This window comes from Rubrobacter aplysinae, from assembly GCF_001029505.1.
Lineage (GTDB): Bacteria > Actinomycetota > Rubrobacteria > Rubrobacterales > Rubrobacteraceae > Rubrobacter_A > Rubrobacter_A aplysinae.
The window spans coordinates 24,451-43,377 of sequence record NZ_LEKH01000016.1; the positions used below are offsets into that span (position 1 = coordinate 24,451).

The 18,927-nt window shown below is 66.4% G+C and carries 19 protein-coding genes and 1 tRNA gene; 11 read left to right on the forward strand and 9 right to left on the reverse strand.

Annotation, left to right across the window (positions count from 1 at the left end):
• Nucleotides 1–97: 97 nt before the first annotated feature.
• Both ABD53_RS13055 and ABD53_RS13060 read right to left on the reverse strand, forming a co-directional pair.
• Nucleotides 98–2,032 carry an ABC-F family ATP-binding cassette domain-containing protein gene (locus ABD53_RS13055; RefSeq protein ID WP_047866255.1) on the reverse strand — a complete coding sequence of 645 codons (1,935 nt, stop codon included), beginning with the start codon at nucleotides 2,030–2,032 and terminating at the stop codon, nucleotides 98–100.
• 218 nt (nucleotides 2,033–2,250) lie between these two features.
• Nucleotides 2,251–2,595 (reverse strand): hypothetical protein, encoded by a 345-nt coding sequence (locus tag ABD53_RS13060; protein WP_047866256.1) that lies wholly within the window; start codon nucleotides 2,593–2,595, stop codon nucleotides 2,251–2,253.
• 158 nt (nucleotides 2,596–2,753) lie between these two features.
• Between ABD53_RS13060 and ABD53_RS13065 the strand changes: the two genes are divergently transcribed.
• Entirely contained in the window at nucleotides 2,754–3,530 is a 777-nt protein-coding gene (locus tag ABD53_RS13065) for a class I SAM-dependent methyltransferase (protein WP_047866257.1), read from the forward strand.
• 27 nt (nucleotides 3,531–3,557) lie between these two features.
• On the opposite strand, the gene dtd is transcribed toward ABD53_RS13065, so the two are convergent.
• From dtd to ABD53_RS13080, 3 genes are read right to left on the reverse strand one after another with little or no spacing between them, the layout of a single operon-like run.
• Nucleotides 3,558–3,998, reverse strand: a complete 441-nt coding sequence (gene dtd, locus ABD53_RS13070; protein ID WP_047866258.1) for a D-aminoacyl-tRNA deacylase — start codon at nucleotides 3,996–3,998, stop codon at nucleotides 3,558–3,560.
• Nucleotides 3,999–4,040: 42 nt separating this feature from the next.
• Nucleotides 4,041–4,436, reverse strand: coding sequence for a DUF2203 domain-containing protein (locus tag ABD53_RS13075; RefSeq protein WP_047866259.1), 396 nt, complete (start codon nucleotides 4,434–4,436; stop codon nucleotides 4,041–4,043).
• Between the two features lie 25 nt (nucleotides 4,437–4,461).
• Nucleotides 4,462–5,211 (reverse strand): metallophosphoesterase family protein, encoded by a 750-nt coding sequence (locus ABD53_RS13080; RefSeq protein ID WP_047866260.1) that lies wholly within the window; start codon nucleotides 5,209–5,211, stop codon nucleotides 4,462–4,464.
• A gap of 148 nt (nucleotides 5,212–5,359) precedes the next feature.
• Between ABD53_RS13080 and ABD53_RS13085 the strand changes: the two genes are divergently transcribed.
• Nucleotides 5,360–5,435: transfer RNA gene (locus ABD53_RS13085), tRNA-Arg, on the forward strand.
• Nucleotides 5,436–5,450: 15 nt separating this feature from the next.
• Here the strand turns inward: ABD53_RS13085 and ABD53_RS13090 are convergent.
• A complete protein-coding gene (locus tag ABD53_RS13090; protein ID WP_327287078.1) occupies nucleotides 5,451–6,185 on the reverse strand; it encodes a GntR family transcriptional regulator in 735 nt (244 codons plus the stop codon).
• Between the two features lie 244 nt (nucleotides 6,186–6,429).
• Here ABD53_RS13090 and eat point away from each other — a divergent pair, with 244 nt between their 5' ends.
• The 6 genes from eat (at nucleotide 6,430) to ABD53_RS13120 (ending at nucleotide 12,963) form a co-directional block, all read left to right on the forward strand.
• Complete coding sequence (gene eat / locus ABD53_RS13095; protein WP_047866262.1) at nucleotides 6,430–7,884, forward strand: ethanolamine permease; 1,455 nt, start codon at nucleotides 6,430–6,432, stop codon at nucleotides 7,882–7,884.
• A 60-nt stretch (nucleotides 7,885–7,944) separates the two neighbouring features.
• Nucleotides 7,945–9,291, forward strand: a complete 1,347-nt coding sequence (locus ABD53_RS13100; RefSeq protein ID WP_047866290.1) for a glutamine synthetase family protein — start codon at nucleotides 7,945–7,947, stop codon at nucleotides 9,289–9,291.
• A 14-nt stretch (nucleotides 9,292–9,305) separates the two neighbouring features.
• The gene (locus ABD53_RS13105; RefSeq protein ID WP_235401617.1) at nucleotides 9,306–10,067 is read left to right on the forward strand and encodes a gamma-glutamyl-gamma-aminobutyrate hydrolase family protein; all 762 of its coding nucleotides are present in this window, start codon (nucleotides 9,306–9,308) and stop codon (nucleotides 10,065–10,067) included.
• Complete coding sequence (locus tag ABD53_RS13110) at nucleotides 10,051–11,412, forward strand: aldehyde dehydrogenase family protein (RefSeq protein WP_047866264.1); 1,362 nt, start codon at nucleotides 10,051–10,053, stop codon at nucleotides 11,410–11,412. The genes ABD53_RS13105 and ABD53_RS13110 overlap by 17 nt, the downstream gene beginning before the upstream one ends.
• Nucleotides 11,413–11,414: 2 nt before the next feature.
• Complete coding sequence (locus ABD53_RS13115) at nucleotides 11,415–12,182, forward strand: 3-oxoacyl-ACP reductase (protein ID WP_047866265.1); 768 nt, start codon at nucleotides 11,415–11,417, stop codon at nucleotides 12,180–12,182.
• Between the two features lie 319 nt (nucleotides 12,183–12,501).
• Nucleotides 12,502–12,963: a C40 family peptidase gene (locus ABD53_RS13120; protein ID WP_084709665.1), complete on the forward strand. Its 462-nt coding sequence runs from the start codon at nucleotides 12,502–12,504 to the stop codon at nucleotides 12,961–12,963.
• Nucleotides 12,964–13,376: 413 nt separating this feature from the next.
• Here the strand turns inward: ABD53_RS13120 and murJ are convergent, their stop codons facing one another.
• Together murJ and ABD53_RS13130 are read right to left on the reverse strand one after the other, a co-directional pair.
• On the reverse strand, nucleotides 13,377–14,948 hold the full coding sequence (gene murJ, locus ABD53_RS13125) for a murein biosynthesis integral membrane protein MurJ (protein ID WP_152670774.1): 1,572 nt from the start codon (nucleotides 14,946–14,948) through the stop codon (nucleotides 13,377–13,379).
• 72 nt (nucleotides 14,949–15,020) lie between these two features.
• Nucleotides 15,021–15,350, reverse strand: coding sequence for a hypothetical protein (locus ABD53_RS13130; protein ID WP_047866267.1), 330 nt, complete (start codon nucleotides 15,348–15,350; stop codon nucleotides 15,021–15,023).
• A 119-nt stretch (nucleotides 15,351–15,469) separates the two neighbouring features.
• Between ABD53_RS13130 and ABD53_RS13135 the strand changes: the two genes are divergently transcribed.
• On the forward strand, nucleotides 15,470–15,925 hold the full coding sequence (locus tag ABD53_RS13135; RefSeq protein ID WP_047866268.1) for a hypothetical protein: 456 nt from the start codon (nucleotides 15,470–15,472) through the stop codon (nucleotides 15,923–15,925).
• A gap of 50 nt (nucleotides 15,926–15,975) precedes the next feature.
• On the opposite strand, the gene ABD53_RS13140 is transcribed toward ABD53_RS13135, so the two are convergent.
• A complete protein-coding gene (locus ABD53_RS13140; protein WP_047866292.1) occupies nucleotides 15,976–17,067 on the reverse strand; it encodes a Nif3-like dinuclear metal center hexameric protein in 1,092 nt (363 codons plus the stop codon).
• A gap of 26 nt (nucleotides 17,068–17,093) precedes the next feature.
• Between ABD53_RS13140 and ABD53_RS16140 the strand changes: the two genes are divergently transcribed.
• Both ABD53_RS16140 and ABD53_RS13150 read left to right on the forward strand, forming a co-directional pair.
• Nucleotides 17,094–17,690: a hypothetical protein gene (locus tag ABD53_RS16140; RefSeq protein ID WP_152670775.1), complete on the forward strand. Its 597-nt coding sequence runs from the start codon at nucleotides 17,094–17,096 to the stop codon at nucleotides 17,688–17,690.
• Nucleotides 17,691–17,982: 292 nt separating this feature from the next.
• Nucleotides 17,983–18,804 carry a ZIP family metal transporter gene (locus tag ABD53_RS13150; protein WP_047866269.1) on the forward strand — a complete coding sequence of 274 codons (822 nt, stop codon included), beginning with the start codon at nucleotides 17,983–17,985 and terminating at the stop codon, nucleotides 18,802–18,804.
• Nucleotides 18,805–18,927: the final 123 nt, after the last annotated feature.

Here is an 18,927-nt window from a genome sequence, read left to right on the forward strand (position 1 = left end):
AGCCGTCGGCCCCCGTCGGCTCCCGCCGACGGTATTCTTGTCGGATAGTCCGGTAGTGCCAGGGTTTTGCTGATAGCCGAGCGCCGATAGCCAACGGTTACAGATCCGCCGCTTCGGCCTCCCGCATCAGGGACTCCCAGTCCTCGTATAATCCTTCCAGGGTTGTCTTGAGCTCGCGGTGCTCGGTGACGACCTTGCGCGAGCGTTCGGCGTCGGTGTAGGTCTCGGAGGTTGCCAGCTCTTTTTCGAGGCGGCTTATGCGGCGCTCGGTGGCGTCTATCTCGCCCTCCACCGCGACGAGCCGGGTGGCGACGACGTTCTGCTCGCGGCTCATGCCCGGGCGGACGCGGCGGCGGGGCTTCTTGCGGCCACCATCCTTGCCGGTCTCGTCCAGACGGCGGTGGGAACGGTAGTAGTCGTAGCCGCCGAGGTAGTTCGTGAGCCCCTTGTTCTCGAGCTCGACGACGCGGGTTGCGAGCTTGCGCAGGAAGTAGCGGTCGTGGGAGATAAAGAAGATGGTGCCGCCATAATTTACGAGGGCCTCTTCGAGTGCCTCGCGGGCCGGGATGTCGAGGTCGTTTGTCGGCTCGTCCAGCAGCAAGAGGTTCGAGTCGCTGGCCACGATCTCGGCTAGCGATAGCCGCCGTTTTTCGCCGCCCGAGAGTGCGCCGACCTTCTTGAAAACCTCCTCGCCGGAAAAGAGGAACGCCCCGAGGAGATCCCGCGCCCCGGCCCGGTCGAAGCCGGTCGTCGACATGGCCTCTTCGAGCACGGTCTTCTTGTCGTCCAGGCGCTCTAGCTGCTGGTCCTGGTATGCGGGGGTCACGTTGTGGCCGGTCTGTACCTGGCCCTCCTCCGGTACGAGCTCGCCAGTTGCGAGGCGCATCAGGGTGCTCTTGCCGGTTCCATTCGGCCCGAGCATGGCGACCCGCTCACCACGCTCGACCACGAGGCCGAGGTTCGACAGCAGACGGCCGCCTTCTCCGGCCTCTCCGCCGGAGCCGTTTTTCGGGCTATCGTAGCCGTAGCCGACGCCGGATAGCTCTAGCACGACCCGCCCGGCCCGGCGCTGCTCGCCGAGGTCGAGGCGCATGTTCTTGGAGTTTTTGCCGTTTTTGGGGGCCTCGACCTTTTCCATGCGGTCGAGCATCTTCTGCTTGTTCTTTGCCTGGCTGGACTTGCGGGCCTTGGCGCGGTTCTTCTCCACGAACCGCTCTAGCTGGGCCCGGCGCTCGGCGTTCGCCTTGGCCTTGCGGGCGAGCCGCTCGTCGGCGGCCTTCTTCTGCTCCACGTAGCTGGTGTAGCCGCCCGTGTAGCGGTTTACCTGGCCGTCTTCGAGCTCCAGGGTCGCGTCCGAGACGGAGTCCAAAAAGTAGCGGTCGTGGCTGACGACGAGCACGGCGCTCTTCGAGGACTTTATGAACTCCTCGAGCCACTCGATGGCGCGGAGGTCGAGGTGGTTAGTGGGCTCGTCGAGGAGGACGAGATCCGGCTCCTCCAGTAGCAGCCGCGCCAGCGCGACCCGGCTCTGCTCGCCGCCGGAGAAGGACCCGACGGGCCGCTTCCACTGGTCGGGGTCGAAGCCCAGCGAGGTGAGCGTGGAGGCTGCGCGGGCGCGGTACTCGTAGCCTCCGTCGCGCTCGAACTCGGACTGCAGGCGGCCGTAGCGCTCCATCTCCTTTCCGGAGGAGCCTTCGCCGAGGCTCGCCGCCAGCTCTTCGAGTTCCTTCTCCCGGCGCATCATGCCCGAGAAAGCGCCGAAGATCTCATCCTCCACAGAGACCTCGCCGCGCGGCCCGGCGTACAGGCTCTGGCTGGTCAGCGCCACCCTGGAGCCGCCGGGGCTGTCTATGGAGCCGCCGTCGGGCTCTTCCTGGCCGGCGAGCAGGCGCAAGAGGCTCGTCTTGCCGACGCCGTTGCGCCCGACCATGCCGAGCTTCTCCCCGGCCTCGACGGAGAAGGTCGCGCCGGAGAGAACCTTGAGGTCGCCGCCGTGGTACTTGACCAGCTCGCTCGCTATGAGAACCTTCATGCCGAAGACACCGGCAAAACCAGAAAGACCAGAAAAATCAGAAAAACCAAATAAACTTCCACATCCGAGAGACTACACGTACCATTACACACCCATTGATTTCTACCGCGCCGTCAAGCCCGGATTACCCCGGGGCGGGGGCGACGTGGCTCTACGCCCCTAGAGACTGCATACCCAGAGGCCGTATAAGGACGGTTCTGTACCGGCCGGTGCGCGGCTTATTGCTCGCCCCGATCCAGCCACTCTTGGACCGGAACGCCCGTGCCGTCTGCCTCGCAGCCGAACTCCTCGGGGGGCATGCCCATCTCCTGGGCCTCCTGGACGTCCATCTGGGCGCACTGGGCGTCGAGCTCCCGCTGGGCCTCGCTTAGCTCCTCCGGGGTCCGGGGGCTGGCATCCCGCACGGTGGGCTCGTCCAGCGGAACCTGTATGGTCTTCTCGGAGTCTCTGCCGGGCGAGTCCGGGGCGCCTTCGGAGTCCTGACCAGGGGTCTCGCCGGAGCACCCTGCCACGAGCAGCGTCAACAGCGTCCACATCACGATTGCGAGAACGGCCCGATTCATGCCCTTCCTCTCCGGTACACGGGTCCTCTAGAATCTGCTTGATTGTATCGGCTATGGTCCGGGCACGCGGGTTAGTGCGAGTTCAGAGCCAACTGGAGATGGCCGCGGGCCGGACAAGAGGCGAGAGGGAGACGAGTTGCCCGGACCGGGAGCTTAGAATGCAGGCTGGACCGCCTCCGGGAGGCCCGCTCTCCGCCGCCGAGCGCGAGGAGTTCGAGCAGGATCTCATCTCGTTCTGCGACCGGGCCCTGGGCCTCCTCGGCGACGTATCCGGCATGAGTGTGCTGTATGCGGGCGGCGCAGCACCGCTGTGGCTCGAAGGACTGTCCGAGAAGATCGGCCCCGGAGGCTCGCTGACCGCACTGGAGGCCGACTCCGGGAAAGCCGGTGACGCGCGGAGCTGGATCGCCGGGGCCGGGCTACCCTGTACCGTCCGGGTCCTGGACGGGGACGTATTCTCCCCGCCCTTCGCCCCCGGCTCGTTCGACCTCGTCTACTCCGCGGGCCTGCTCCACGAGCTGGACACGAGCCTCCGGGGAGCGGAGGCCGCGATAAGCGCCCTCGCCGCGGCCCTCCGGCCCGGCGGCAGGCTCGCCACCGACGACTTCATAGACTCCGTGCCCGCCGTCCAGCTCGCGGACGAGGCGCTCGAAGACGAGGCCCGCTGGATACTCCACGGGGAGGAACCCTACGGGATAGGAGGGCCGGGGCGCTTGATCTCACTGCACCAGAGAGAGCTCGCCGGGGTGACCTGGCGGACGCTGCCGCCGTTCGGGATACGGCACCTCGACCGGCTCTCCCTGGCGGAGACCGAGGAGGAGGCCCCGGCTCACGAGTCTCTCCAGGAGAAGCGCCTGGCCCTGCGCGGGCGGATCGCCCGAGAGGGGTACACCCGGCCCGCCACACTCTACGTCGAAGGGCGGAGGCCGGCCTGAACCTCAACTGAATCCCTAACTGAACCCCTAACGTTCCAGCACGAGCGTTACCGGGCCGTCGTTTAGCAGCTCGACGTCCATCATCGCGCCAAACCGTCCGGTCCTTACCTCTGGAACGCCGTGCTCGCGCAGCCTCTCACAGAGGTAGTCGAAGAGTGGCCGGGCCTCCTCCGGCGGGGCGGCCTCTACGAAGCTCGGGCGGTTGCCCTTGCGCACGTCGCCGAGCAGGGTGAACTGGGAGACGGCCAGCACCGCGCCGCCGGTCTCCGCCACGCTCAGGTTCATCCTGCCGCTCTCGTTGGAGAAGACCCGGAGCCCGGCGACCTTGCGGGCGAGCCAGTCGGCCGCCTCCCGGTTATCGCCCGCCGCCACGCCCACGAGCAGCAGGAGGCCGGGGCCTATCTCCGAGACCGGCTCGTCCCCGACGGCTACCGAGGCGCGGCGTACTCTCTGTAGCACGATCTTCACGGCCCGGTCTTCTTACCTGACGTGCCCGTCATATCCGGCGAGCTAGAGCGGCTTGCGGCCCGGATATCCGGCATCCAGCTCGTGCCAGTACAGGATCTCCTCCTCCGGCGGGTGCCAGCAGAGGAACACGACCCGGCCCTCGCGCTCGTGCGGGAAATCCAGCAGCCCCGAGTCGAGGTCCTTCAGGTAAACGCCCTCCTCCCGGATGCGCTCTATGGCCAGGTACAGGTTGTACGCCTCGACGCCGTACTCCGAGCCCACCTTACCGCCCCCGTTCGCGCCCGCCGCCGCGAGGATGGGCTCCAGGTGCGGCGCCTTCTCGCGCATGGCGTCGCGGCGGGTGGCGACCTCCCCGAGGCACTCCTCCATCAGGGGCAAAAGCTCGTTTGCCTCCCGTACGCTAAAGAGCCTTTTGAAGTTTTCGAAGCCCTGCTCCACGTCGCTCCTCCCGCCCTTGCCGAGCCTAGCGGCCCTGGGCGAGCCGGTCGGCGAGGACGGCCGGCAGCCCGGCGGCCCTTATCTTTTCCTGCGCGGAGCCCAGATCGTACTCCACGAAGCGGTAAGCTATGCTCGGCGGCCGGTCCGAGTCTGGCTCCGTGCCCTCGGCGAGCACGTAGGAGGCGAAAGTGTCGCCGTCGCGGGGTTGGCCGACCGAGCCCGGGTTTACCAGGTACGGGCCGTCTTCCGAGAGGTCTATGGGCTCGGAAGGCCCGACCGGGGCCTGATCGCCGGGGAATGGGGCGATGGCCTTGACGTGGGTGTGGCCGAAGAAGCAGAGTGCAACCTCGGGATGTTCCCGGGCAAGCAGAGAGAGGCTCTTCTCCGCGGCCGCCGAGTCCATGATGTACTCGTCCGGGTCCCGCACGGAGCCGTGTACGAAGAACGCCCCGTGCCCCGACATGGTCCGGGGTAGCGAGTAGAGAAACGAGGCGTTCTCGGCCGTGATCCGCTCGCGCGTCCACTCCACGGCTCTGGCGGCGACCGGATTGAACCACGCAAGGTCGGTCTCCGGGTCGGTAACCGCGAGGTCGTGATTCCCGCTTATAACGGGGATCTCACGCTCCCTGACCCGGTCGCAGCACTCGTTGGGGCTCGCGCCGTAGCCGATTACGTCTCCCAGACAGTAGACCTCGTCTACCCCCTCTGGGATGTCGTCCAGAACCGCTTCGAGCGCTTCCAGATTGCCGTGGATGTCCGAGATCACCGCGTACATGGGCGTCAGACGCGGTAGTTTAACCGTTTGCGGAGGCTTTCTCAAAGCGCGGGGCCCGAACCCCGACGACCCGTTCGACGGCTCGCCTGGCGTTGAACGGAGCCTCTGGCTGGGTTACCATGCTCAGGCGGCTCAGGCCGCGCTGCGTGGGCCCGTAGCTCAGGGGATAGAGCACTGGTTTCCGGTACCAGGTGTCGGAGGTTCGAATCCTTCCGGGCCCGCCACTCTCAACCTCCACCCTAAGAGGGCTCGCGTACCTCGTAGAGTTCCCGGACGACGTGCAGGTCGAGGTGTCCTGGTAAGAACAGGTTGTACGACCACTGCGCCGGACGCCCGGTTCCGAGATACATGGTCTCCACCAATGAGAGCGCGGCGGAAGGGGCTCCGAGATAGAGCCTCCGCCCCGCCTCCTCTCCCGGGGAGACTATCTCGGCATCTATGGAGAGCTTGCTGAACCCGATCTGCAGGCCCTCTATGACCAGGAGATCCAGCAGCATGGCCTCCGGCCTGATCCGCTTTCTCACAACCTCCGCCGACATGAGCCCCTCCGGGACCACGTCCACCATCCAGGCGGCGGGCGCCCCGTCCACGAGAAGGGTACGGGAGACCTTTACCAAAGGGGCTCCTACGGCCACGTCGAGCGTCGAGGCCTCCGACGAATCGGCGGCCTCCTCCTCGACCCGGAGATCCCGGCTGTCCAGAGTCAGCCCCAGCCGGTGGGCGTGTACCGTGTAGGTCTCCAGCCGTTCGAGGCCGTTACGTAGCCTCACCCCTCTCGGTGGACTGACGAGAAAGGTTCCGCTACCCTGCCGGCGCTCCAACAGCCCGCGCTCTACCAGCCGCGCCAGCCCGGCGCGCACCGTTGCCCGGGAGACCTCCAGCCTACCCACGAGCTCCGCCTCCGTCGGGAGGCGGTCTCCGACCCTGTAGCGCCTGCCCACCAGCAAATCCTCTATTTGCTCCTCCACTTGCACGTAGAGAAGACTCTTGCTCAAGGGCCCGATCTGGTTACGTTCCAGCTCTATCTCTCCTCCTTCTCAAAAAGATTGTAGCAACGAAACCTCTAAAGCCTCGTGGCAGATTCCTCACTAAATAACCTATTTGTATGTTTGCACAACAAATAAATTTTTGTTAACTTAATCACCGGAATGAAGTAATGTTCGTTGCCTGTGGGGATTCGCGGCGTTCATTCGTTCATTATTTGGGAAAGGGGTAGAGGTGACGGAAGGTGATCAGAGGCGAGCCAGACAGAGCGTGGATCACGAGAGTGTCGGCGAAGAGTATCTCGAGAACCGTCAACTAAGGAGTGGGGCCGCGGGATGGGTGCTCCTGGTCGGCCTCGGCGTTGCTTACGTCATCTCGGGAGACTTCGCCGGGTGGAACAACGGGCTTGCCCAGGGCGGGTGGGGCGGCTTGCTTATCGCGGCCATTCTCATGGCGACCATGTATACGACGATGGTCTTCGCGCTGGCGGAGCTCTCTTCGACGATACCCACCGCCGGGGGCGGGTACGGGTTCGCCCGGCGGGCGATGGGGCCGTGGGGAGGCTTTCTCACGGGGACGGCGATACTCATAGAGTACGCCATAGCCCCGGCGGCCATCGCCACGTTTATCGGGGCGTACGTGGAGTCGCTCGTCGGCTTCGGCGGGCCGCTCGTCTACCTGCTCTTTTATGCGATCTTTATCGGTATACACCTGTACGGCGTCGGAGAAGCGCTGAAGCTGATGTTCGCGATCACGGCGGTTGCGGCGCTCGCGCTGGTGGTGTTCATGGTAGGCATGATCCCGCACTTCGATCCGGCCAACCTCTTCGACATCGCGCCGACCGACGCCGCCGGGGCCAGCCCGTTCCTGCCCTTCGGGTACCTGGGCATCTGGGCGGCGCTGCCGTACGCGATCTGGTTCTTCCTCGCCATAGAGGGAGTGCCGCTCGCCGCGGAGGAGAGCCGTAACCCCTCCAGAGACATGCCCCGGGGGCTCATAGGGGGGATGCTGGTGCTGCTCGTGTTCGCCGCGTTTATTCTCACCTTTGGTCCCGGCGGCGCGGGCTCCTCGACCCTGCAGGACGTGGGCGACCCCCTGCCGGCGGCGCTCACCGCGCCCGAGGCTTACGGCGGGCAAACCATCTTCTCGGGCTTCGTGAACGTCGTGGGGCTGGCGGGCCTCATAGCGAGCTTCTTCTCCATCATCTTCGCCTACTCCCGTCAGACGTTCGCCCTCTCCCGGGCCGGGTATCTCCCCAGGGTGCTCTCGCTGACCGGCCGCCGGAGGACGCCTTTTATGGCGCTTCTGGTACCCGGAGTCATCGGGTTTCTATTGTCGCTTACCGGTCAGGGGGACCTTTTGATCCTCATAGCCGTATTCGGGGCGACCCTCTCCTACGCGCTGATGATGCTCTCTCACATCGTGCTCCGCCGCAGGGAGCCGGACCTGGAGCGACCCTACAAGACGCCGGGCGGGACGCTCACCTCCGGTGTGGCGCTCGTCCTGAGCCTCGCGGCCATAGTCGCCGGGTTCCTGGTGGACCCCCGCGTGCTCATCGGGACGGCGGTCGTGTACGCGATAGCCATAGCCTACTTCGGTCTCTACAGCCGTCACCACCTCGTGGCCCAGGCCCCCGAGGAGGAGTTCGCGGCCATAGAAGAGGCCGAGTCCGAGCTGGTCGAAAACTAAAGAAGCTAGAGAAACTAAAGGTTCAGGAGGAGTACTTTGGAGACGGTAGACAGAGAAGGCATGCTCGACCTCGACACCCTGCGGCTTGAGGCCGGAGAGGGACGCATAGACACGGTGCTGCTGGCGATGGTGGACATGCAGGGCCGGCTGCAGGGCAAGCGGCTCACGGCGGAGCACTTCCTGGACGAGGTCGTCGAGCACGACGCCGAGGGCTGTAACTACCTGCTCGCCGTGGACGTGGAGATGAACCCCGTGGAAGGCTACGCCATGGCTTCCTGGGAACGAGGCTACGGAGACTTCGTCTTCAAGCCCGATCTCGACACCCTGCGGCGCGTCCCCTGGCAGGAGGGTACCGCCCTCGTGATGTGCGACCTGGAGTGGGAGGACGGCACGCCCGTTGTGGCCTCGCCGCGCCAGATCCTGCGCCGCCAGATAGAGCGGCTCGCAGAGCGCGGGCTGACGGCCATGGCGGGCACGGAGCTCGAGTTCATGGTGTTCAACGACACCTACGAGGCTGCGTGGCGCAAGGGCTACAAGGAGCTCGATCCCGCGAACCTGTACAACGTGGACTACTCTCTGCTCGGCACGTCGCGGGTAGAGCCCCTGCTGCGGCGCATCCGCAACGACATGTCCGGCGCGGGGCTCGTCGTCGAGGACGCCAAGGGCGAGTGCAACTTCGGCCAGCACGAGATCAACTTCCGCTTCGACCGGGCGCTCGCCGCCGCCGACGGTCACGCCATCTACAAGAACGGCGCCAAGGAGATCTCCGCCGACCTCGGCTACGCGCTGACCTTCATGCCCAAGTTCGACGAGCGGGAGGGGAGCTCCTGCCACATACACCTCAGTCTCAAGGGTGAGGACGGCTCACCCGTCTTCGCCGCCGGGGAAGGCCACGGCTTCTCGCCGATGTTCGAGAGTTTTCTGCAGGGTCAGATCTCCGGCATGCGGGAGCTCACGTTGCTCTTCGCGCCGAATATAAACTCCTACAAGCGTTACACGCCGGGCAGCTTCGCGCCCACCAAGGTCGCCTGGGGCAGGGACAATCGCACCTGCGCGCTGCGCGTCGTCGGCCACGGCCCCTCGCTGCGGGCGGAGAACCGCGTGCCGGGCGGCGACGTGAACCCCTACCTGGCCCTAGCAGCCATGATCGCCGCCGGAATCCACGGCATGGACAACGGCCTGTCCCTCGAAGAGGAGCACTCCGGCAGCGCCTACGAGACGGACAAGCCCCGCGTACCCCCGACCCTGCGCGAGGCGCGAGACCTCTTCGTCGAGAGCTCCATGGCTCGCGAGGCGTTCGGCGACGAGGTGGTCGAGCACTACACGAATATGGCCCGCGTCGAGATCGAAGCCTTCGAGGCCGCCGTTACCGACTGGGAACGCTACCGCAACTTCGAGAGGCTGTAGCCCCCATGAGTCCCGTGAGAAGTGCAAGACCGAACATCGGCATCACCGCCGCGACCGAGACCGTAAGCTACGGTGCCTGGGAGGATGTACCCGCCGTCATGAGCCCGGCGGGCTACGTGCGGGCGGTGCAGCGGGCCGGAGGACGCCCGGTTCTCCTGTGCCCCGATCCGGAAGACACCCGAGACCCGGGCGAGCTTCTGGATCTCCTCGACGCCGTGATAATTACCGGCGGTGCGGGCGACCTCGACCCCGCGCTCTACGGCCAGGAACCGCACCCGGAGGCCGGGCCCGTGCAGGAGGAGCGCGACGCCTACGAGCTCTCGCTGGCCCGGGCCGCGAGACAGCGTGGCGACCTCACACTCGGCGTCTGTCGGGGCATGCAGATGCTAAACGTCGTCTATGGCGGCTCCGTCGAGCAACACCTGCCGGACGTACTCGGCCACGAGGGCCACCGCGTGACCCGCGGCATCTTCTCCGACCACGAGGTCGGCCTGGAGCCCGGCTCGCTCGCCGCCCGCGCCGTCGGAGGGGAGACCACGCCCGTCAAGTCCCACCACCATCAGGGGGTGCGCGAGGCCGGCCCCGGCCTCGTGGTTACCGGCAAAGACCCCGAAGACGGCGCGGTGGAGGCTATAGAGGACCCGGAGAAGCCGTTCTTCCTCGGCGTCCTCTGGCACCCAGAGGAGGACGAGAATAGCCGCGTCATAGAGGCGCTGGTCTCGAAAGTCATGGAGCTAAAAGAGTCTACGGAGGTGAAAAGTGCTGGAGGTCGTTAACCCCGCAACCGAGGAGGTGCTGCGCAGGCTGGAGCCCGCCTCCGAAGAGGAGGCGAACAGGGCCGTCGCCCGGGCGAACGAGGCTTTTCCGAAATGGAGCGCCGTCGCCCCGGACGAGCGGGCCCGCATGCTCCGGCGGCTGGCCGCGGCCCTGGACGACGAGCAGGAGGGTCTGGCGCTTCTGGAGTCGAGGAACACCGGTAAGCCCATCTCCGACGCCCGCGCCGAGATGGGGATGGTCGCGGAGACGTTCCACTACTACGCTGCGGCCCCGGAGCGCCTGCTCGGCGACACCATCCCCGTCCCCGGCGGCGTGACCATGACCTTCCGGGAGCCCCTGGGCGTGGTCGGGCTCATAGTGCCATGGAACTTCCCTTTGACCATCGCCAGCTGGAAGATGGCCCCGGCGCTCGCCGCCGGCAACACCCTGGTGTTGAAGCCGGCCGAGATCACACCGCTAACCGCGCTGGAGTTCGAGCGCATCGCCCTCGAAGCCGGCATCCCCGAGGGCGTGATAAACGTGGTCGTCGGACCCGGCAGCACGGTTGGCCAGACCCTCGCCGAGCACCCGGACGTGGCCAAGATCGCCTTTACCGGCTCAACCGGCGTGGGGAAGGGGATCATGTCCGCCGCTGCCGGCACCATTAAGCGGGTGACGCTGGAGCTCGGCGGCAAGTCGGCGAACGTCGTCTTCGCCGACGCCGACCTCGAGGCCGCCGCGGCCTCCGCGCCGTTCGCCGTGTTCGAGAACGCCGGACAGGACTGCTGCGCCCGCTCGCGCATCCTGGTGGAGAGGGGCGTCTACGATGAATTCCTCTCGTATCTCAAGGAGTCGGTAGAGGCCCTGCGGGTGGGCGATCCCATGAGCGAGGACACCCAGATAGGGCCGCTCATCTCCGCCGAGCACCGCGAGAAGGTCGCCTCGTTCGTCCCGGAGGGCGCGCCGGTGGCGGCCCAGGGCTCAGCGCCCGGAGGCAAGGGCTTCTGGTTCGCGCCGACGGTGCTCTCGCCGGTGAGCATCTCCGACCGGGCCGCGAGGGAGGAGATCTTCGGCCCCGTCGCCGTGGTCATCCCGTTTGAGGGCGAGGAGGAGGCTCTAAGGCTCGCAAACGACACGATCTACGGTCTCTCCGGCTCGATCTGGACCCGCGACGGTGCGCGGGCGATGCGGATGGCCCGCGGCATAGACAGCGGCGTGCTCTCTATAAACTCCAACACCTCCGTACGGGTCTCTACGCCCTTCGGCGGATTCAAGCAGTCCGGCGTCGGGCGCGAGCTCGGCCCGCACGCCCTGGAGCAATACTCCGAGCCAAAGAGCGTCTACTTCAAGACGGAGGAGGACTAGCCATGCCCGGACGCCTGCAGGACAAGGTCGCGGTAATAACCGGCGGAGCGGGCGGCATAGGCCGCGAGAGCGCCCGGCGCTTCGCCGAGGAGGGGGCGAGCGTGTACGTGGTCGACCTGGACCACGGAGCGGGCAAGGACGCCGCCGCGGAGGTCGGCGGCTCCTACATACACGCCGACGTCACCGCTCCCGAGGACGTGCAGCGGATGTACCGGGAGGCCGCCGAGGGCTCCGGCGGCATAGACGTCCTCTTCAACAACGCCGGAATCTCCCCGACCGACGACGAGTCCATCCTGAACACGGACTACGAGGTCTGGCAGCGGGTGCAGGACGTGAACCTGAAGTCCGTATACCTGTGCTGCAAGTACGGGATACCGTACCTGCGGGAGAGGGGCGGCGGATCGGTCATAAACACCGCCTCGTTCGTCTCGGTGATGGGCGCCGCCACGTCCCAGATCTCCTACACCGCCTCCAAGGGCGGCGTCCTCTCCATGAGCCGCGAGCTGGGGGTGGAGTTCGCCCGCGAGGGCATAAGGGTCAACGCCCTGTGCCCCGGGCCGGTCAGCACCCCGCTCCTGGAGGAGCTCTTTGCCAATGACCCGGAGAAGGCCGCCCGCAGAATGGTTCACCTGCCCATGGGCCGTTTTGCGGAGGCCGTGGAGATCGCCAACGCCGCCCTCTTCCTGGCCTCTGACGAGTCCTCCTACATCACCTCCTCGACCTTCATGGTGGACGGCGGGCTCTCCGGGGCGTACGTTACCCCGGAGTAGGTGGAAGGGAGGCTATGGTGGATCAAAGGTCGGCGCGTAACGGCGGTATCTCGGAAAGCATACTGGACGCCATAGGCGATACGCCGCTGCGCCGAGAACTTTGCTAGCTTACTATTTTGCCCGTCTCGGAACATACGTAGGCCGGGAGCCAGGGTGTAGGGCTCCCTCGACGCCCATCCATCAGAGGCGGATGCGGCGAGCCCTAAAGACCGCCTCTTACACGACGCGACGTGAAAAAAATAACCTGGTGCTCGGACAGAGCGGGCTTTATGCTCTATCCTCTTCGCCTGTTGGTTAACGTATGTCTGGAGGGGCATAGATGCAGAATGTTGCTGTAACACGTTTAGCGGTGCTCGTTGCAACCGCGATGCTTCTGTCGGTGGCTCTTTTGCTAGGGTCTTCCGAGGAAGCCGAGGCTCAGACGGCCACGGATCAGCAGATCGTACAGGAGGCGAGGAGCTGGATCGGCACTCCCTACGTCTTCGGTGGCGCTTCGGCGGCTACCCCTTATGGTGTGGATTGCTCGGGCCTTACCATGAGCGTCATGTCGCAGTTCGGCGTATCCTTGCCGGATAGCCCCGCCGCGCAGTATGGTTATGGTTCCGCCTCGAACGCCGGGGCCGGCGACCTGGTCTTCTTCACCGACGGCTACGGCGGCATCTCGAACGTCGGCATCGCCACCGGCGAGGGCACGGTCGTGAGCGCCAAGCACGGCGTCGGCGTGACCGAGACTCCGATAGGGCAGTACTGGGGCTACGTCGGCGCGAAGGACGTTACCTAAGGGGCCTAAGAAAGCGTCCCGGACCACGGGGGCGTCGCCTTCTGGCGGCGTCTCCGGGTAGTTCTGGCGGGTGGGTGCCTCCGGGTGCCCGCCCGTCTTTTTTGTTGTCTTCCCTGTCGCCCGCTCTGTCTGTTGGCATTTCTATCTCACGGCTCATGCGTCTCACCTGATGGAATATAAAATGGGGATACCACGCGAGCCCGTTATTCACCGGAGCGTCGGGGTTTTTGCACCCGGTCGAGCAGACGGGTCGTGGTCTTCTCTAACATTCTCCTGGTCTCCGAGGCTCCGAGGCTTTGACGGCTACGTTTTATCGGAGAGTCGTCCGGTCGCGTGACGGTCAGGGTGCTTCTCTCATGCTTCCATTCTTATCGCCGAGGGGTGCGGGCCACGAGGCGGTATCCGATGGTGCACTACTCCTGGTTACCGGCCTCCGAAGAGGACCTTCGTCTTAGTAGCGCGGCCACGGAGCGCAGCTCCTCGATCCTCAGCATCAGGGCCGCTGCGAGATAGGCCGCGAGGGACACGGCGCCGACGAGCAACAGGGTGAGCGCGTACTGGAGGGTCTCGAAGCCTTCTCCCAGCAAGGTCGTCCCGGCCGAGGCGACGGCATACATAACCGCCCCGGCCAGCCCTATTCGCAGCAGGGAGGAGGCAAGCCGGCGTCCGTCCACGCCCCCGACCTCACGCCGCATCGCCGCCAGCAGGACGAGGGCGGTCGCACCGTAGGAGACGGTGAACGCCAGGGCGACGCCCCGGATGCCGAACAGGGCGGAGAGCGAGACCGCCGAGGCCACGTACAGCGCGAGCAGGCCGGCGTTGATCGCCGCCGGCGTCAGGGTGTTCTGGCGGGCGTAGAACGAGCGGGCGAGCACGAAGTAGGCAGAGTAGCCCACGAGTCCGAAGGAGTAGGATGCGAGTATGGCCGCCACCAACCGTGTATCCCCGAGGTCGAAGTCCCCGCGCTGGTACAGAAGCCCGATCGCCGGCACGGAAAGGGTGGCCATGCCGACCGCCGCCGGGACCGAGATGAACGAGGCGGTCCTGATGCCGGAGGAGAGCGTCTGGCGGTAGCCTCCCACATCGCCCCGGGCGAAGCGTTCCGAGAGGTCCGGCATCAGGGCCATCGCTATGGAGACGATGAAGATCCCGTACGGCAGCTGGAAGACCACGAAGGCGTACTGCAGGTCCGGGGCCGCGTTGAAGCGGGTCGCGAGGTAGTAGGCGAAGAGCTGTACCCCGACCGAGGCCGCCACGAACACGAACATGGGCCCCGCGAGCCGGGCTGCCGTGCCGAGTGCCGGATGCCCGAGCCTGAGGCGGGGCCGGTATCCGAGCCGGTACGCCGTCGGCACGAGGACCGCGCCCATCAGCGCGACCCCGAGGGTCGTGCCCCAGGCGAGGAGCAGGATCGCGGCCTCAAGCCTCTCCGGGGCCAGGAGCGCGTAGCCGCCGAAGGCGGCGATCACGACCAGGTTGTTCAGCACCGGGGCTATGGCCGGTAGGAAGAAATACCGGTGGGAGTTCAGGATACCTATCCCGAGCGCCCCGAGGCCGTAGAAGAGTATCTGAACCGCGAAGATCCTGAACAAGAGCACCGCGAGCTCCGTCGTCTCCCCGCCCGTCGCGCCGCTCCAGCCCGTCGTGAAGCTGACTATGGGCCGGGCGAAGACGACCCCGGCGGCCACCACGGCGGTCAGCACCGGCAGGATCAGGGTGAGCAGCGCGCCCACCAACCGGCGGGCGTCTTCCTCTCCGTTGTTGGTGAGGCGCTCGACCAGGATGGGGATGAAGATTGACGAGAGTAGCCCGCCCATGAACAGCTCGTACACCTGATTCGGCAGCGTGTTCGAGAAGGTGTAGGCGTTCGCCACCACCCCGGTCCCGAGCGTCGCCGCCTGGGTCATGGTACGCAGAAAGCCCGTGATTCTGGATAGCGCCGTAGCCACCGACATGGAGACCACGGACTTTAGGAGGGCGGACACCCGCGGGATGTTAACCCCCGGACCTTCGGGATGTCTAACCGCTCCGCGGACCAAACCAGGTGGCTCTCGGTGCTAGATTCTGTCGATCCTGTCTATCTCGTGGTCGCCCTCGGAGAGAGCCTCGTGGATCGAGCGCCTTATCTTCCTGGCCCGCTTCCCGGGTCCGAGGTGCTCTCCCGCGAGGGCATCTGCCTCCAGGAGGTGCTCTAAGGCGGGCTTGCTCGGGCACTCGCCTTCGAGGAGCATCGGCCGTCGCCCGAGGCGCCGCTCTATCTCGTACTGCGCCTGGTCTATACGTTTCCTGGTGGACCCTGCATCCGGCCCCAGCAAGACGAAGGCGTACCGCAGGTGCTTGTGTATCTTTACGAGCACCTCGCCGGAGGCCCCTTGCTCGGCGTTCACCGCGTCTCCCTCCTTACAATGCCAAACTCTTCGCGCAGGATAACCCGTGCCGGAGACCGTTTAAGCGAAAGCGTTCTCAGGGAGTTCCGAGACTCCCTCGCGTGGCGTAGAATCCCGGTATGGTCTCGGGCATCCTGGGTTTATTCGGGCGGCGTGGCGCGGGGAGGCTGCGGCCGGAGCAGTCGCTTGGCGCTTTCCCCCTGAAAAACGGCGACGTCTCGCCGCTCTACGTGCTGTTTACGGTATACAACCCGGGCCCTGAGGCTGCGGTTGCCGAGAGGATCTACCTGCGGGCCGGGCGGGGTGCCGTGTTGGATCTCACGGGCGAGCTTGGCGGCGACGGGAGTGGAGGGAGTGGCGAGGAGAATGATAGGGGCGGGCTCCCACGAGAGATACCGCCAGACGGCTCCGCGACTCTCTGGATGCGGGCCAAGGAGCTCTCCAGCAGGCTCCAGGACGCCGGATGTACGGGGACGCCAAAGCTCGGTCTCGTGGTGGTGGACTCCGGGGGCGCAGAGCATGCGACCACCTTCAAGCTCCGCGTGGACGAGTACCTGCGGCTAAAGGACGAGTAAGCTTCGGTGTCGCGGGTGTGAGGGCGGCCGTGAGAGCGGACCTGACAGAGCTAGCGCCGCACCCGGCTAACCTCCACCGGCACGTCTACCATCTCCCCGAGTCGCTCGGCGAGTGGGGCCAGCGCGGGGAACTCGCTCGGTCCGTGACCGGCGTCTATCGCGGCGAGACCGAGGTGCTCCGCGTCCAGTGCGTGGTGGTAGCTGAGATCTCCGGTGACGTAGGCATCCGCTCCCGAGGCCGCCACCTCGCCGAGGAACGAGCCGCCCGAACCCCCGAGCACGGCTACGCGCCGGATCTCTCGAACGCCGGGATCGGCCACCAACCGGGCCTCGAAGCCTAAAGACGCCGAGACGCGCTCCGTTAGCTCCCGGGGAGATAGCGGCTCCGGCAACTCCCCCACGCGCCCGAGGCCGCAGCCCTCGGGGCGGCCGTCGACGGGGTAGAGGTCGTAGGCCATCTCCTCGTAGGGGTGGGCTTTACGGGCTAGTTTCAGGGCGCGGGGGGCATCGTGGGCTGCGACGACGGTTTCGAGGCGGATCTCGCTCTCGTGCTGGAGCCTGCCGCGCTCACCGGAGTACGGCTCCGAGGCCTCGCCCGGCAGGAAGGTCCCCGTGCCCGGCGTGCGGAACGTGCAGCGGGTGTAGTCCCCGATCACGCCCGCCCCGCCCCTGTCGAGCGCCTCTGAAACGCTGCCGAGCGCCTCCTCGGGGACGAAGACCACGAGCTTTCGCAGCCCGCCGCGGGCCGAGATCACGTCCAGTGGTCCTTCTAGTCCGAGGGTGCGGGCGAGCGCGACCGAGACCCCGTCCGGGGCGGAGTCGTAGCTGGTGTGCGCGGCGTAGACCGCGACGCCGCTCTTTATGGCGCGGGAGATCAGGCCGCCCGGATACCTCCCGGTGTCCACCGAGTGTAGCCCGCCGAAGATCAGGGGATGGTGGAAGAGCAGAAAGTCCGCGCCTCTTTGTTCCGCCTCCTCGAAGACCTCTTCCAGTGGGGTGAGCGCGACCAGCGCGCGGCTTACCCCGGCGTCCGGGTCTCCGACCTGCAGGCCGCAGTTATCCCAGCTCTCGGCCAGCGACGGCGGGGCCACGCGCTCCACGGCGCGGGCTACGTCTCTTACGGTAGTGGTGGCTGTGCTCATGGGCGGCATTGTACAATCCGCCGGACGTGAGCCCCGGAGCACTCGTCCAAAGCGTCTGGTTCGTCTGGATCTTCTCGAACGCCACCCGGATGCCCGTGATCTCCGCGCCGCTGTTCCTCGCGCTCGGGGTAGCGGGGGCGGAGTCTGCTCTTGCGGGGACGCTTTGGGCCGCGCTGTGCCTGCTACTGACCTCCGGGCTCTCCACCGCGTATCTAGGCTACCTGCGCCGTAACGTGAGGCTCGGCGACCCGGCGCGTCTCTCACGGGGCGGGGCCTTGCGGCCGGTGCGTGTCGTGGCGGCGCAGTACCTCCTGGCGTGGGCGCTCCTCACCCTGCTGGGCGTCCCGTTCGGCCTCGGCTCTGTGGTGCTCGTGCACGCGACGCTCGTTACCCTGCTGGCGATCCTGGTCCCAGAAGAGGAGATATCGCTCCACGCCGCCGCCGTCTGCGGCGCGGCCATCGCCCTGGCCCACGCCTTCGGCCCCTGGGGCCTTTCCGCCGTGCTCCTGCTACCGCCCGTGTGGTGGGCAAGGACCGCGACCGGACGCCACACCCCCGGACAGATAGCCTCCGGCGCGCTGGCCGGAACCCTGGGAGGGCTCGTCGTGTTCCTGCTCACCTGAGCCCGAAATAGAGCTACACACAGAGCCCGGCCCGGGCTCGTCCCGGAAACTCCCTCACCCGCCTGGGCGTAGTGGGCCCGGCTTGACAAAGAGCCTCGGCTGCGTTTTATTTTAGCCTAGGCTAAAATATTTACTTTATCTAGTTGGGAGGCTTGTTACGTGATCCAGGGCCGATTGTTACTCGGATGGTCGCGGCGGCGGAGAAGCGTGCAACAGGTGCGGGACAACTTGAGCCGGTTGGACGGATCTGCGGGCCGGGTGCGTTGGTGGCCGGGTGCGTCGGGGGGCCGGGATGAGTGAGTTTTTGGCGGGCATGCCGCCGGTCTTGCAGGCTCTGCTCGCCGGGGTCTTCACCTGGGGCATGACGGCCCTCGGAGCGGCGTTGGTACTGGGCACGAAGAAGGTACCCCGCAAGCTGCTGGACGGGATGCTCGGCTTCGCGGCGGGGGTCATGATCGCGGCCAGCTTCTGGTCGCTGCTCGCCCCGGCCATCGAGCTCTCGGGCGCAGGGTCGTTGCCGGAGTACGTGCCGCCGCTCATCGGGTTCTTGCTAGGCGGCGTCTTCTTGCGGCTGCTGGACCGCGTTCTACCGCACTTGCATCCCGGGCTCTCGATAACCGAGGCCGAGGGGGTGGAGACGCACTGGCGCCGCAGCGTGCTGCTCGTTTCGGCGATTACGCTGCACAATATACCCGAAGGACTCGCCATCGGGGTCGCCTTCGGGGCGGTCGGGGTCGGGCTCGGGGCGGGCGTGCCGGCGGCCACGCTGGGCGGGGCCATCGCCCTGGCCATCGGGATCGGGCTCCAGAACTTCCCCGAGGGGACGGCGGTCTCCATGCCCCTGAGACGCGAGGGGATGTCGCCGGGCAAGAGCTTCTTCTTCGGGCAGATGTCCGGGATCGTCGAGCCGATAGCCGCGGTCGTGGGGGCGGTCGCCGTGGTCGTGGCGCAGCCGATACTGCCCTACGCCCTCGCGTTCGCGGCCGGGGCCATGATCTTCGTCGTCGCCGAGGAGCTGATACCGGAGGCCAAGCGCGGCAGCCCGGACATAGCGGCGATGTCCCTGATGTTCGGCTTCGCCGTGATGATGACCCTCGACGTGGCCCTGGGTTAGCCGCCCCCACCGGCCTTTCATCGGCGTTCGACAGGAAATCGCCGGGTTGTGGCCGCTCTTACGGGACCGCAAGGGATCCGGCTGCATAACCTGGAATATCTAGAAGAACCAGAACAACCCGCT

Excerpts from the sequence above, each read along its gene's own strand:
- ABD53_RS13055 (WP_047866255.1), bottom strand. The coding sequence starts at position 2,032 with ATGAAGGTTCTCATAGCGAGCGAGCTGGTCAAGTACCACGGCGGCGAC.
- ABD53_RS13060 (WP_047866256.1), bottom strand. The coding sequence starts at position 2,595 with ATGAATCGGGCCGTTCTCGCAATCGTGATGTGGACGCTGTTGACGCTG.
- ABD53_RS13065 (WP_047866257.1), top strand. The coding sequence starts at position 2,754 with ATGCAGGCTGGACCGCCTCCGGGAGGCCCGCTCTCCGCCGCCGAGCGC.
- ABD53_RS13080 (WP_047866260.1), bottom strand. The coding sequence starts at position 5,211 with ATGTACGCGGTGATCTCGGACATCCACGGCAATCTGGAAGCGCTCGAA.
- ABD53_RS13100 (WP_047866290.1), top strand. The coding sequence starts at position 7,945 with ATGCTCGACCTCGACACCCTGCGGCTTGAGGCCGGAGAGGGACGCATA.
- ABD53_RS13115 (WP_047866265.1), top strand. The coding sequence starts at position 11,415 with ATGCCCGGACGCCTGCAGGACAAGGTCGCGGTAATAACCGGCGGAGCG.
- ABD53_RS13120 (WP_084709665.1), top strand. The coding sequence starts at position 12,502 with ATGCAGAATGTTGCTGTAACACGTTTAGCGGTGCTCGTTGCAACCGCG.
- ABD53_RS13135 (WP_047866268.1), top strand. The coding sequence starts at position 15,470 with ATGGTCTCGGGCATCCTGGGTTTATTCGGGCGGCGTGGCGCGGGGAGG.
- ABD53_RS13140 (WP_047866292.1), bottom strand. The coding sequence starts at position 17,067 with ATGAGCACAGCCACCACTACCGTAAGAGACGTAGCCCGCGCCGTGGAG.
- ABD53_RS13150 (WP_047866269.1), top strand. The coding sequence starts at position 17,983 with ATGAGTGAGTTTTTGGCGGGCATGCCGCCGGTCTTGCAGGCTCTGCTC.